The 13,071-nt window shown below is 41.3% G+C and carries 12 protein-coding genes; 8 read left to right on the forward strand and 4 right to left on the reverse strand.

Annotated features, from left to right (window positions below):
• Window positions 1-46: 46 nt before the first annotated feature.
• A complete protein-coding gene (locus NIES592_RS00080; RefSeq protein WP_062249676.1) occupies window positions 47-487 on the reverse strand; it encodes a CAAD domain-containing protein in 441 nt (146 codons plus the stop codon).
• A 452-nt stretch (window positions 488-939) separates the two neighbouring features.
• Between NIES592_RS00080 and NIES592_RS00085 the strand changes: the two genes are divergently transcribed.
• Entirely contained in the window at window positions 940-1,767 is an 828-nt protein-coding gene (locus NIES592_RS00085) for an SGNH/GDSL hydrolase family protein (RefSeq protein ID WP_073554575.1), read from the forward strand.
• Window positions 1,768-1,890: 123 nt separating this feature from the next.
• Window positions 1,891-3,099: a 4-hydroxy-3-methylbut-2-enyl diphosphate reductase gene (locus tag NIES592_RS00090; protein WP_062250827.1), complete on the forward strand. Its 1,209-nt coding sequence runs from the start codon at window positions 1,891-1,893 to the stop codon at window positions 3,097-3,099.
• 112 nt (window positions 3,100-3,211) lie between these two features.
• Here NIES592_RS00090 and NIES592_RS00095 read toward each other — a convergent pair whose 3' ends face one another.
• The 3 genes from NIES592_RS00095 to purE all read right to left on the reverse strand — a co-directional run bounded on the left by NIES592_RS00095 (window position 3,212) and on the right by purE (window position 6,721).
• Window positions 3,212-3,436 carry a hypothetical protein gene (locus NIES592_RS00095; protein ID WP_231936261.1) on the reverse strand — a complete coding sequence of 75 codons (225 nt, stop codon included), beginning with the start codon at window positions 3,434-3,436 and terminating at the stop codon, window positions 3,212-3,214.
• A 131-nt stretch (window positions 3,437-3,567) separates the two neighbouring features.
• Window positions 3,568-5,172, reverse strand: a complete 1,605-nt coding sequence (locus NIES592_RS00100) for an ammonium transporter (protein WP_073554576.1) — start codon at window positions 5,170-5,172, stop codon at window positions 3,568-3,570.
• Window positions 5,173-6,202: 1,030 nt separating this feature from the next.
• Complete coding sequence (gene purE / locus NIES592_RS00105; RefSeq protein ID WP_062249670.1) at window positions 6,203-6,721, reverse strand: 5-(carboxyamino)imidazole ribonucleotide mutase; 519 nt, start codon at window positions 6,719-6,721, stop codon at window positions 6,203-6,205.
• Between the two features lie 186 nt (window positions 6,722-6,907).
• Here purE and nagA point away from each other — a divergent pair, with 186 nt between their 5' ends.
• The 6 genes from nagA to ptsP all read left to right on the forward strand — a co-directional run bounded on the left by nagA (window position 6,908) and on the right by ptsP (window position 13,030).
• Entirely contained in the window at window positions 6,908-8,092 is a 1,185-nt protein-coding gene (nagA, locus tag NIES592_RS00110) for an N-acetylglucosamine-6-phosphate deacetylase (protein ID WP_073554577.1), read from the forward strand.
• Window positions 8,093-8,181: 89 nt separating this feature from the next.
• Window positions 8,182-8,868, forward strand: coding sequence for a magnesium protoporphyrin IX methyltransferase (bchM, locus tag NIES592_RS00115; protein WP_062249666.1), 687 nt, complete (start codon window positions 8,182-8,184; stop codon window positions 8,866-8,868).
• A 38-nt stretch (window positions 8,869-8,906) separates the two neighbouring features.
• The gene (locus NIES592_RS00120; protein WP_062249664.1) at window positions 8,907-9,326 is read left to right on the forward strand and encodes a hypothetical protein; all 420 of its coding nucleotides are present in this window, start codon (window positions 8,907-8,909) and stop codon (window positions 9,324-9,326) included.
• Window positions 9,327-9,401: 75 nt separating this feature from the next.
• A complete protein-coding gene (locus NIES592_RS00125) occupies window positions 9,402-9,887 on the forward strand; it encodes a hypothetical protein (RefSeq protein ID WP_073554578.1) in 486 nt (161 codons plus the stop codon).
• A 20-nt stretch (window positions 9,888-9,907) separates the two neighbouring features.
• Window positions 9,908-10,288 (forward strand): DUF423 domain-containing protein, encoded by a 381-nt coding sequence (locus NIES592_RS00130; RefSeq protein ID WP_062249661.1) that lies wholly within the window; start codon window positions 9,908-9,910, stop codon window positions 10,286-10,288.
• A 192-nt stretch (window positions 10,289-10,480) separates the two neighbouring features.
• On the forward strand, window positions 10,481-13,030 hold the full coding sequence (ptsP, locus tag NIES592_RS00135; protein ID WP_073554950.1) for a phosphoenolpyruvate--protein phosphotransferase: 2,550 nt from the start codon (window positions 10,481-10,483) through the stop codon (window positions 13,028-13,030).
• Window positions 13,031-13,071: the final 41 nt, after the last annotated feature.

Raw genomic sequence — 13,071 nt, forward strand, 5'->3', positions numbered from 1 at the left:
TAGCGTACCAGCGTTGCGATCGCTCTGGGTACTGAATTACTCAGATTTAGACATCTTTACCGATCACTTGTGATTTGAGAGTTGCAATTTCATTGGTTAACTCTTGCCTGGTAGAGGCTTTGAGTAAATAACGGTAAACAAACCATGCAGAGTAACCAATACCAATTAATTCAAAAGTCGGTGCCACTAAAGGAATATCATTTAAAGCATCTAGGATCGCCAAGACAACTTTAACAGCGACAATGGCTCCCACAATTAAACCAATCGTAACCAGGGGCTGTCTATACTTGTTAAAAAAGCTTCCCAGGTATTCAGGTAGTGTCGCTAAAAAGCTAGAAGCGACCTCTCCATACTTCAACCATTGGTCTTGAGTTTGCACAGTGGGTTGGATTTTTGTAATGGTTCCTGTTTGGTTGTTCATATCTGGCACTATTGCCTCTGGAGACTTTGTTTCTACTACTTCCGGTTCTTGCATTTCCGCTCCCATGATTGTGACAGTTGAGTTACTTTGATCGGGACAATTACAACCAAAAGGCTGTTGAGTCGGCGATGCACTAACACATCACTTTACACATACAGAGATGTGCCTTGAACCAAAGTTCAAGTCTTGGTCTTGCCTGTTTCGCCCATCTGGTGGACTGACATCAGACAGGTAAGCTGTTTATGATCGTACTCATTGGAGTACAAATCATGCACCAATAAGTTCATCCCTTATTTATACAAGCCTAAATGCCGATTTTACCTGATATTTAGGCAATCTTAAGCTGTTATTCTCAATGCTGAGAGTAGAATTGATATTAATACTTAATAAAAATTTTTATGTATTCATCTAGTCTAGACTTTTAAAGTTATTTGTGGTAGCAAGAGGCTAATAGTGAAATTTTGTGGACACCAGCATTATAAAATCTGGTACTAAAGATTTGGTATATCCCTACAATCGTGTCCACTTCTGCAAAAACTTCTCCTACCTGGGCAATTCTATCGCTGATTACCAACGGTATACTCTTGCTAGCTGTCATCCTGCTAATCTGGCGACAGCAGGGGGTGACTGCTTTTTTCGCGGATATATTGCCAAACCACGCCAATGCGGATGCTTCATCGCAACCTACACCGGAGTTGGGTAATCGTCATAAACTCAATTATCAACAGTGGGTAGATATCCTCAAACAAGAAGCGACAGTCGCTGCTGAAAAACGTCCAGATCATCTCAATATAATTGCTGGAGATTCCCTTAGTTTATGGTTTCCTCCTGAGCTATTACCTGAAGGTAGGAACTGGTTAAACCAAGGTATCTCTGGAGAAAATAGCACTGGGTTATTAAAAAGATTAAAACTATTTGACCGCACGCAACCAGAAACAATTTTTGTGATGATTGGTATTAATGATCTAATCCAAGGCAAGGAGGATGAGATAATTTTACAAAACCATCGGCGAATCGTACGCTACCTGCGTCAGGTGCATCCCCACACACAAATAGTTATTCAGTCAATTTTGCCACACGGAGGAAAACAAGCAAATTGGGAAGGGCGAGAAAAATTATTAGCTATTTCCAATAGCCGCATTCAAAAGCTGAATCAGCAACTGCAAACTATAGCTAAAACAGAAGGCGTTAAATATCTAAACTTACATCCCCTATTTGTCAACAAGCAGGGTCATCTCCGTCCCGAATTAAGCACCGATGGCTTACATCTCAATTCTCAAGGTTATTTAGTATGGAGTTCTGCTTTGCAATTATATAGCCAGATGGAATTAGAGGGTGGGCGCTAGGAGAGTATGAGGGGTGTGGGGGATAATAAAATCTTTTCATCTACTGATACTTCTCACACTTCCCCACCACAACAGTGCCTCAGCAAGAGAAAATGTGAAAGAGTGATTTTTCTTGAAAAAACAATGGATACTAAAGCTTTTAAACGTTCACTTCAACATTCTGAAAATTATCATCGTAAAGGGTTTGGTCATCAAGAAGAAGTCGCCACCCAATTACAGTCAGAATATCAAAGTCAGCTAATTCAGCAAATACGGAATAATAATTACACCCTTACCCGGGGAGACGTCACAATTCGACTAGCCGAAGCTTTTGGTTTTTGTTGGGGTGTAGAACGTGCTGTAGCGATGGCTTATGAAACTCGTAAGCACTTCCCCACAGAACGTATTTGGATTACTAATGAAATTATTCACAATCCTTCTGTTAACCAACGGATGCGGGAAATGAATGTAGAATTCATCCCAGTCACAGCAGGGAAAAAAGACTTTGCGATTGTGGAGACTGGTGATGTCGTGATATTACCTGCTTTTGGTGCCAGCGTTCAAGAAATGCAGATACTTAATGACAAAGGCTGCAAAATTGTTGATACCACCTGTCCTTGGGTATCAAAGGTTTGGAATACAGTTGAGAAGCATAAAAAGCGTGAGTATACCTCAATTATTCATGGTAAATATAAGCATGAAGAAACAATCGCTACTAGTTCTTTTGCAGGAAAATATCTCATTGTTTTGAATTTAAAAGAGGCAGAATACGTAGCTAATTACATTTTGCATGGTGGAAATCGAGAAGAATTTCTTGCTAAATTCAGTAAAGCTTGCTCAGCAGGATTTGACCCCGATAAAGATTTAGAAATGATTGGCATTGCCAACCAAACTACAATGCTCAAAAGTGAAACTGAGCAAATTGGCAAACTGTTTGAACATACTATGATGCAAAAGTATGGGCCAGCCAATTTAAATGACCATTTCCAAAGCTTTAATACTATCTGTGATGCTACTCAAGAACGGCAAGATGCCATGTTGGAATTGGTAGAAAAACAGTTAGATTTAATGATTGTAATTGGTGGGTTTAATTCATCAAACACTACCCAATTACAACAAATAGCTTTTGAGCGTGGAATTTCTTCTTACCATATTGATAGTGTTGATAGAATTCTATCTGAAAATCGCATTGAACATCGATTATTAAATGGTAATTTGGAAATTACAAACAACTGGTTGCCTGATGGAGAAATTGTTATCGGTGTGACTTCTGGTGCTTCTACACCTGATAAGGTAGTAGAAGATGTAATTGAAAAGATATTTGAATTAAAATCAATAGTGGCGATCGCCTGATTTGATTTTCGAGACATAGAGCTGTGATTTATTAATAAATATTAAGTAAGTCACAGCTATTGTTTTTGATGTGAGCATTTAGGACTGCTATGGATGTTGATAACGACTCTGGTTATAATCTCCAGTCGGTGTCTGTCATCTCTGGGAGCTGTTGATTACGCCGCCACCAATGGGCAATTTTACCCAGCTTAGTTTGAGGATTTCTCAGATAAAGAAAACAGCGATCGCATTGCAAAACTTCCCCAAGTACCGGAAGTAAAGGAGCAAAGACAGAATTTGGATCGCTATGTGTGTCTGGAACGCTTTTGATAGCTTTTGGCAAAATTAAATCAGTCATAGAAAAACAAATTATTTTTCTGCATATTTTGTCAATAACTATGGCAGTTAGTTAATAAAAAACCAACCCCTTTTTCAAAAGCAAAGCTACTAGGAGTTGGTATTAATTAGCAAAAACTCAATAATTGACAATTACAAGCTTGTAGGTAAATCTCCAGACTGCGAGATTCCTCTAGGGCTGCTAGGCTCAGTGAATCTACCTGCATCGGCTTCTTTGAGGAACCCACTGTAGGCTTCCATACCGTGTTCGCCGATATCCAAACCTTCTATCTCTTCTTCACGAGATACTCTGATTCCCAAAGTAGCCTTGAGTACCAAGAAGAATATGGTGCTGAGGAGAACAGTCATACCACCCACAGACAGAACACCAATTAACTGAGTAAAGAATTGTCCTAGGCCGCCACCTGCAAATAAACCTCTAGCTGGGCCAAGACCTTCTGTGTACCAAGGAAAGTCTGCTACACCAGGACCGACAGCAAACAGACCAACTGCTAGAGTCCCCCAAATACCGCAGACTAAGTGTACTGAGATTGCTCCCACGGGGTCATCTATTTTGATTTTGTCAAAGAAGGTGACTGCGAAAACAACTATGACTCCGGCAATTAAACCAATGATGAAAGAACTGCCAATAGTGATGTAAGCACAAGGTGCAGTGACCGCCACCAAGCCAGCCAAAATACCATTAATGACCATTGACAAGTCTGGCTTACCCAAATATAGCCAAGCTGTGACTGTAGCAGCGATACCACCAACAGCACCTGCCATGTTAGTAGTCAGGGCGATGTGGGTGATGGCATTGGCATCAGCAGCCATTACGGAACCAGGGTTAAATCCAAACCAGCCCAACCACAAAATTAAACAGCCTAAGGTGGCTATGCTCATGTTGTGACCGGGAATGGCAACAGTCTGCCCATCCTGATATTTACCAAGGCGCGGTCCAAGTAATGCGGCTCCCATCAAAGCTGCCCAACCACCTACGGAGTGAACTACCGTGGAACCAGCAAAATCAAAGAAACCAGCTTTGTAAAGCCAGCCACCGCCCCAAATCCAGTGTCCGGTTATGGCGTAGGAAATACCAACTAGTAAGAGGCTAAAAATCAGGAAGTCAACGAACTTAATGCGTTCAGCAACAGCGCCGGATACAATCGTTGCTGCTGTTCCGGCAAATACTAGCTGGAATAAGAATTTGGCAGCTAGGGGAACGCCAGTCCAGTTGAGAGCGCTAAAAACTCCTTTATAAGCGTCTCCAGTTGCAGGACTGTTATCAGGCCCTTGCAAGAAAAATCCACTTAAGCCAATAAAATCATTGCCATTGCCAAACATTAAGCCAAAACCGATCGCCCAAAAAGCAACGGTAGCCAAAGCAAATACAATGAGATTTTTTGCAAGAACATTAACAGCGTTTTTCTGACGACACAAGCCGGTTTCTAACATACAAAAACCAGCGTTCATGAAAAACACTAAAAAAGCAGCGATCGCAACCCACAAAGTGTCAAGTGCAACCTTTAAGTCAGCTGTGGTTGGACCAGCAGGAGCAGGAGTTTGAGCAACAGCTACATAACCCCAACTCAGCACAATTAGACAAGCTATGGGAATACAGGCTTGCCAGCTCGGAGACAAGCGCTGAATAACCCAAAAAATTTGATTGACAATTGAGTTTGATTGTGTTTTGTAGGCATTCCAGTTTTTAGACTGTCGCCTATGTTTTGCTTTCGATTTTTTTTTGTTCTTTAACATCATGCTCTAAACCGTCCTTAACTGAGAAAATACGTTAAGCAGAAAGAGCGCTCTCCCAAAGCTAAGCAAGTGGTTATTGATATTATCTATTACACAAGTTTGCTATAAAAACTCGTTGATTCTCAATTTTTAGCAAGGTGTTTTTTGTAAATTAGAGAATCCAATAACCTCATTTGCATTCAAGAAGTAAGCATTAACTTTGGTGATACTACATACATTCTTAAAAAATTATTATTATGTAGTTTCATCAACAGTCAAGTACCCTTCACTGACTCTTTAATTTTTTACTTTCAAAGAAAATAATTTTGCCTATATGAGCATAATTTTGGCAAAAATTCCACAAAAAATACGGTAGCAAGTAAAAAAGTTTTTTTGGAATTAACTCAAACTACCGTAAAAATTAGCTAACCCGAATTTAAACTTTTTTACCCAATAAGGTAAATTGAACAAAAAGGCAATAGGGCAATGATGAAATTTGTCAAAGTTATATCAACGATTGCACATAGGTTTTTAGGAAAAGGCACTATGACCTTTATCTAAGTTTACAATTTTCACTTTCATTGAAGAAAAATTTGGTAATACCAGCGGATGTGGTGTTTTTGCAATTAACAGACACCACAGACAAATGTGTTCACAGGTTTCATGAGACTGAAGATTATGAAGTGTCTTTGTAAATATACAAACAATTAATTTTGTTAGATTGTATATTTTTAAACTTATACTTCTAGATTTCTGTAACTTTAAATACATTTTGTCTTTACTTTTCCCACAAAGCTATATCTCAATTCCAGCCTCAAGCTTGCATTCTTTGGCTGTATCACTCTTGGCTAAAGCTAGACGATAAAGTTGAAAAAATATTAAAAATATTTAATTTTTTGATCATATTCAATACTGCTTTTTATACAGACTCATGTTGTTGACAATTTTTTTGAAACCAAATAAAAATGTATTCATTTATACGAATCATGCATGAATTAGATTTTGATTTAGTATTTTAATGTATTAATTAATACTAAATCATGATAAGATATTACATTTGTTTCAAATACTCTTCATAGCCTATTTGGTCTAATTTAGCTTGCTTTCCCATTACCGATTCACATAAATTTTGGCGGTAATTTTGTACTTTCTTCAGTAATTCTATTTCGTGTGTGGCAATAATTTGTACAGCTAATAGCCCAGCATTTGTTGCATTGCCGATCGCTACTGTGGCAACTGGAATGCCCGCAGGCATTTGTACAATAGAATACAAGGAATCAACTCCTTGCAAATGACGGCTAGGTACAGGAACACCAATCACAGGTAGGGGAGTTACAGATGCAACCATGCCAGGGAGATGAGCAGCACCACCTGCACCAGCAATAATTACTTTAATACCCCGTTCGTGGGCAGACTTGGCATATTCCATCATTCGTTCTGGGGTACGATGAGCGCTGACGATCGCAACTTCAACAGCAACACCAAAATCTTTACAAACAGCGATCGCACCTTGCATGGTGGGTAAATCGGAATCGCTGCCCATAATAATACCGATAAGAGGTTGAGTCATAGGATAGGGGATATAAGGTAGAGAGCAGAAGGCAAGAGAGTTTTAGCCTCCTTCATATTACTTATTTTGATTTTTTCTTCTTTTACCTTTAGTCTCTGGTTACTAAGGCAAGAGATTATCATCTCATTTATCTACGTAATTTGTAATTCGCCCTAAAATCTAACTCAGAAATAATGGCAAATTCCAATGCTCGCTTCCTTTCCCATAGACATTATTAACGCACGAGTACCTGGTTATGAAGATTTGCAAATGCTCCTTGTGAATCACCAAGGTATGATTGAACAAATCTTGCCGACTTATACAGTCTTTAAAAGAGTTCCACCGCCAGATTTACAAATTTTAGATGTCAGAGGTGATTGGATTTCGCTGGGTGGTGTTGATTTGCAGATTAACGGTGCATTGGGGTTAGCATTCCCAGACTTGCAAGCTGAAAATGCTCATATGATGCCAAAAATTTGCCAATTTTTGTGGAATGCAGGGGTAGACGCTTTTTTACCAACTTTGGTGACAACTGGGGTAGAAAATATTCAGCGATCGCTTGCTGTGATTGCTAAGTTTATGGCAAGTGGCGAGAATTCACATCTGTGGCGATCACGAATTCTGGGAGTTCATCTTGAGGGGCCATTTTTAAATTTTCACAAACGTGGTGCTCACCCCGCTGAGTACTTATTGCCTTTAACAATAGATGAAGTTAAGCGGGTGTTAGGGGATTATGCTGATATTGTCAAAGTTGTTACTCTTGCCCCTGAGTTAGATGCAACAGGTGAAGTCATTCCTTACTTGCGTTCTTTGGGTATCACTGTCAGTTTAGGACATTCGCAAGCGACAGCAGCACAAGCACAACAAGCATTTGAGATGGGTGCGAGGATGGTAACTCATGCTTTTAATGCAATGCCATTACTACACCATCGTGAACCAGGATTATTAGGGGCAGCAATTACTCATCCGGGAGTGATGTGTGGTTTTATTGCTGATGGGCAACATGTTTCACCAACAATGATAGATATATTACTACGTGCTAGTCATTATCAGAAAGGACTTTTTCTAGTTAGCGATGCTTTGTCACCTTTGGGGCTACCCGATGGTATTTATCCTTGGGATAATCGACAAATAGAAGTTAAAGATGGTACAGCACGATTACCGGATGGTACTTTATCAGGGACGACTTTACCTTTGTTGGTGGGAGTGCAAAATTTGGTGCAGTGGGGAATATGTGATGTAGAGGTGGCGATCGCACTTGCTACAGATGCACCTAGAAAAGCAGTGAATTTACCAACAAATATCCTCGCTACCTCTGCTACCCAATTATTGCGTTGGCAATTTGATGAAGCAACTAAAAAACTGACTTGGAAAAGATTATTTAGCAATTAGTGCTTGAAAATTAGTCAACTGATAACTGATAACTGATAACTGATAGATGATACTTTTAAGCATTGGATACTCTTCGATAATTGAATTTCATGAACGCAGCCGACGATAAAACAATTGTTAAAGAATATTTCAATTCCACCGGTTTTGACCGTTGGAGACGTATATATGGCGATGGCGAAGTCAACAAAGTCCAGCTAGATATTCGCAATGGGCATCAACAAACTGTAGATAAAGTACTAGGCTGGTTAAAAGCTGATGACAATCTAGCAGATCTGTCTATCTGCGATGCTGGGTGCGGTGTGGGTAGTCTCAGCATTCCCTTAGCAGAAGCAGGCGCAAAAGTCTACGCCAGCGACATTTCTGAAAAAATGGTAGAAGAAGGAAAACAAAGAGCTTCTCTAACCCTAAAAAATCCAGAAAATCTGACTTTTGCTGTTCAAGATTTGGAAACTCTCAGTGGTAGCTACCATACGGTGATTTGTTTGGATGTTCTCATCCACTATCCCCAAGAAAAAGCGGATGCGATGATTTCTCATCTTTGTTCTTTAGCACAGTCGCGAATAATTCTCAGTTTTGCTCCTAAAACCTGTGCTTTGACAATTCTCAAGAAAATTGGGAGTTTCTTTCCAGGGCCAAGTAAAGCGACTCGTGCATATTTACACCGAGAGGCTGATGTAGTGAAGATCCTTGAGAAAAACGGTTTTGTTGTGCAACGCCAGTCAATGACACGCACTCGTTTTTATTTCTCCCGCTTACTGGAAGCTAACCGGAAGTAAGGCTAAGATCGCGACAAGATATTACATCTTGTCGTGTTATGAAATTTATTAAAAAAGTATCTGCTGGTGTACTGTTGTCATTTGGGTTTATCTTTTTGATGATCAGCGCTGTTGAGATACTGACATACAACCAAAAGCCGACTCCGCAAGAACAGCAAAAAGCCGCAGATAGCATGATTGGCGGTTTAGTTTTTGGCTTACCAGCCATAGCATATGGAGGATGGCTAGTGTGGAGTATGCGTAAACAACACCAAAAGCTATTAAGCGATCGCCTGCAATCTACCTTTTATCGTCTGGTCGAAGAAAATAGCGGTACAATTTCCCTATTGTCTTTTGCCAAGCAAGCAGAAATTAGTGGCGAGGAAGCAAGACAGTATCTAGATGCGAAGGCAAAAGAATTTAATGCCACATTTGATATTAATCCTCAAGGAGGCGTTTATTACCACTTTCATGTTTAATTTGTTGGTTGTTGTTTGGAAAGATCAACAACTAACCACTAACAACTAACCACTAACCACTAACCACTAACAACTATGAAGACTGGTGAAAAATTGGCTGCGGGCTGGCTGCTAACTCTAGGGTTTATGTTTTTGACTTTATCAGTCTCAGCAGCAATTGAAAAACACAAGATGGTTCAATACATTTCTCCAGGAATAGGCGCAGAAGCGCCAGATTTTCGTTCAACAGAAGCGTATAGCGCCCTTGATCTTACCACCAAGCAAGGTCTTATATTTGGTATCCCGACCCTTGCTTTGGGAGGATGGCTAGCAATAGGTTTATATTGTCAAAGTCGACAAGATAAAAAAGCACTTGAACAGCAGATTAACGAACATCTGCAATCCACTTTTTACCGGATGATTCAAGAAAATAATGGACACGTAACTCTTTTAGGTTTTGCGATGCAATCTCATCTGCCAGCACCAGTCGCTAGGCAATATCTTGATGAACAAGCCAAAGTATTTAATGCTAATTATAAGATCAGTGAAGAGGGGGGAATTTCCTATCATTTTGACCTTTAAAGAATTGATTGGGAAACTCTATGACGCAAATATTTTTGAGCTTAGCAGCAATTTTCGGTGGTTTATCTGTTGCTGCGGGGGCTTTTGCTTCCCATGCTCTCCGGGAAAGATTAAGTGAGCGATCGCTCTTAATTTTTGAAACAGGCGCGCGCTATCAAATGTATCATGCTTTGGCATTGTTAGCTGTAGCAATATTATTACTTCGCATCGAGCCTCCCCCACCTAGTTTAGTAGCAAGTGGGTGGTTGTTTATTATTGGAATTGCAATTTTCTCCGGCAGCTTATATGCTCTGAGCTTAACTGGTGTTAAGTATTTAGGAGCAATTACACCGCTAGGGGGAGCAGCTTTTATCGCTGGTTGGTGTGCTTTAGCTTTTGCTGCTTGGAATTTGAAGTACTAGGAAATGGTGAAATATGTACATTTTCATGTACATATTTCCTTTTGGGAATGACGCACGCGCTATTTGTGGAAGAGATCTAATAACAAAGGACACCCAATAGATTACGGTTTGCTGAAAATTTACCCAAAATTGTGAGATACCCTCCATAATGGGGTGAAAGAAAGCAATCCGCAATTAATAAACGGTGTTCCCGTGATTGGAATTGTTATTGTTTCTCACAGCAGACGGCTAGCAGAAGGTGTGCGAGAACTTGCATTACAGATGGTTAAAGACCATGTTCCCATCGCCGTCGCAGCAGGAATTGATGATCCAGCAAATCCTTTAGGTACGGATGCGATGCAAGTTTATGAGGCGATCGCATCTGTATACAGTGATGATGGTGTGTTGGTGCTGATGGATCTCGGTAGCGCCTTGATGAGCGCAGAAATGGCCCTAGAGTTTCTCCCCAGCGAACAACAACAGCACATACATCTGTGTGCAGCACCTCTAGTTGAAGGTGCGATCGCCGCAGTAGTTGCAGCCGCATCTAGCAGTGACATTCAACGGGTAATTACGGAAGCCCAGGGAGCATTAGTAGCAAAAGCAACTCAGTTAGGTTTAGATGAGAGTCATTTGTCATTAGTCATTAGTGAAGAACCAATGATTAATGACAAGGGACAGACAAGCCAAATCAGTTTGACTGTCAGTAACAGGTTTGGATTGCACGCCCGCCCCGCAGCTCAATTTGTCAGCTGTGCCGCCCGATTTCAATCACAAATTCAAGTCAGAAATATTACTAAAGGTAGCGAGTTTGTCCGCGCTGACAGCATCAACCAAGTGGCAATGTTAGGAGTACGTCAAGGAGACGAAATTGTCATTAGTGCCACTGGTTCGGATGCAGAAGAAGCACTAGCCGCATTACAAACACTAATCACCACCAACTTCGGCGAAGACAACACTCCTCCCCACCTTCCCATTACCCCATCCCCCCACCTCCCCATCGCCCCATCCCCTCACCTCCCCACCTCCCTCCAAGGCATCCCTGCTTCCCCAGGAATTGCGATCGCACCTTGTTTTCGCTATCGCAAAACACCCATCACTTGGGAGCAAACTACTTCTAGAGAACAACCACCGCATTATCACGTAGAAGATACTAGAAAAGAGTGGCAACGTTTACAAACAGCATTGCATACTGCTCAACAAGAAATTCAAACTTTGCTGTCTCACTCCTCGATTCAAATTGGTGATGCGGAAGCTGCTATTTTTGATGCCCATTTGTTATTTTTAGCAGATCCAACTTTGCTGGAGGCGGCACAACAGCGCATCTTTACCCAGCACCTCAATGCTGAAGCTGTTTGGCAAGGAGTAATTAATGAGGTAGCAAGCAATTATCGCCGTCTTGATGATCCCTATTTACAAGAACGAATTGCCGATGTTGTTGATGTGGGACAGCGAGTATTGCGTGTATTATCGGGTACTCCGATGACGATTGTGGATGTACCCCAACCTGCGATTTTAGTTGCAGCTGATCTGACTCCCTCAGATACAGCTAGCTTAGATCCAACAAGGATTTTGGGCATTTGTATCACGGCTGGTAGTGCCACATCGCACACAGCCATTCTTGCTCGTTCTTTGGGTATTCCGGCTATTGTTGGTTTACCACCAGAAATATTACAGCTTGCCGATGGCACACAGCTAGCTATTGATGGGGAGACGGGTAGAGTTTGGGTGGAACCAGAACCAGAAACTCTGGTAGTACTTCGGACACAGCGAGATGCACAACAGGTAAATCGGCAACAAACAAGAACTATTGCTCATCAGCCTGGGATGACTCGCGATCGCCACCAAATCAATGTATTCGCAAATGTCAGTGGCATCAATGATACACAACAAGCTGTGAATTTTGGTGCGGAAGGTGTGGGACTACTCCGTACAGAATTTCTTTATCTCAATTGTACTACGGCTCCCACTGAAGAACAGCAACTAGAAGTTTACCAGGCGATCGCGCAAATTTTGGATCACCGTCCTTTAATTATTCGTACTCTCGATGTCGGTGGAGATAAATCCATTGCTTATTTGGGTGTGGGTTTAGAATCCAATCCTTTTTTGGGTTGGCGCGGGATTCGTTTTTGTTTAGATCGTCCGCATGTTTTGAAAACCCAATTAAGGGCTATTTTACGGGCTAGCTTTCGCCATCAAATCAAAATCATGTTTCCTATGATTACAACTGTTGCCGAAATCCAAGCAGCAAAGGCAATATTGGCTGAGGTGCAAGGGGAACTACGTCAGGCTGGTGTCCCTTTTGATGAGGCAATGCAAATAGGGATTATGGTAGAAGTACCATCAGCAGTCACCATTGCCGATCAGTTAGCAAGGGAAGTAGACTTTTTCAGTATTGGTACTAATGATCTCAGTCAATACGTGATGGCAGCAGATCGTACTAATCCCAAGGTGGCAAAATTAGCAGATGCCTTGCATCCAGCAGTATTACGCATGATACACCAAACCGTCGAGGCTGGACATGCTGCTGGTATCTGGGTGGGGTTGTGTGGTGAAATCGCAGCAGATCCCTTAGCAGCACCAATTTTATTAGGCTTGGGACTAGATGAAGTGAGTCTTAGTCCCCCAGCTATTCCTGCATTTAAAGGTGCGATCGCTCAATTGACAATGCCACAAGCACAGGCGATCGTCACAACAGCATTGCAGCAAGATTCTGCGGCTAAAGTCAGAGAAATTGTGAATGATGACTTACATTTAATTTAATCTCAATATGGCCACGCTCCTTCGCCACCTGTGCCTGGTCA

The sequence above is a fragment of the Fischerella major NIES-592 genome (genome assembly GCF_001904645.1).
Taxonomy (GTDB): domain Bacteria; phylum Cyanobacteriota; class Cyanobacteriia; order Cyanobacteriales; family Nostocaceae; genus Fischerella; species Fischerella thermalis.

What these genes read in the sequence shown, in the direction of transcription:
- NIES592_RS00080 (WP_062249676.1), bottom strand. Translation starts at nt 487, where the DNA reads ATGGGAGCGGAAATGCAAGAACCGGAAGTAGTAGAAACAAAGTCTCCA.
- NIES592_RS00090 (WP_062250827.1), top strand. Translation starts at nt 1,891, where the DNA reads ATGGATACTAAAGCTTTTAAACGTTCACTTCAACATTCTGAAAATTAT.
- NIES592_RS00095 (WP_231936261.1), bottom strand. Translation starts at nt 3,436, where the DNA reads ATGACTGATTTAATTTTGCCAAAAGCTATCAAAAGCGTTCCAGACACA.
- NIES592_RS00100 (WP_073554576.1), bottom strand. Translation starts at nt 5,172, where the DNA reads ATGTTAAAGAACAAAAAAAAATCGAAAGCAAAACATAGGCGACAGTCT.
- purE (WP_062249670.1), bottom strand. Translation starts at nt 6,721, where the DNA reads ATGACTCAACCTCTTATCGGTATTATTATGGGCAGCGATTCCGATTTA.
- nagA (WP_073554577.1), top strand. Translation starts at nt 6,908, where the DNA reads ATGCTCGCTTCCTTTCCCATAGACATTATTAACGCACGAGTACCTGGT.
- bchM (WP_062249666.1), top strand. Translation starts at nt 8,182, where the DNA reads ATGAACGCAGCCGACGATAAAACAATTGTTAAAGAATATTTCAATTCC.
- NIES592_RS00120 (WP_062249664.1), top strand. Translation starts at nt 8,907, where the DNA reads ATGAAATTTATTAAAAAAGTATCTGCTGGTGTACTGTTGTCATTTGGG.
- NIES592_RS00125 (WP_073554578.1), top strand. Translation starts at nt 9,402, where the DNA reads ATGAAGACTGGTGAAAAATTGGCTGCGGGCTGGCTGCTAACTCTAGGG.
- NIES592_RS00130 (WP_062249661.1), top strand. Translation starts at nt 9,908, where the DNA reads ATGACGCAAATATTTTTGAGCTTAGCAGCAATTTTCGGTGGTTTATCT.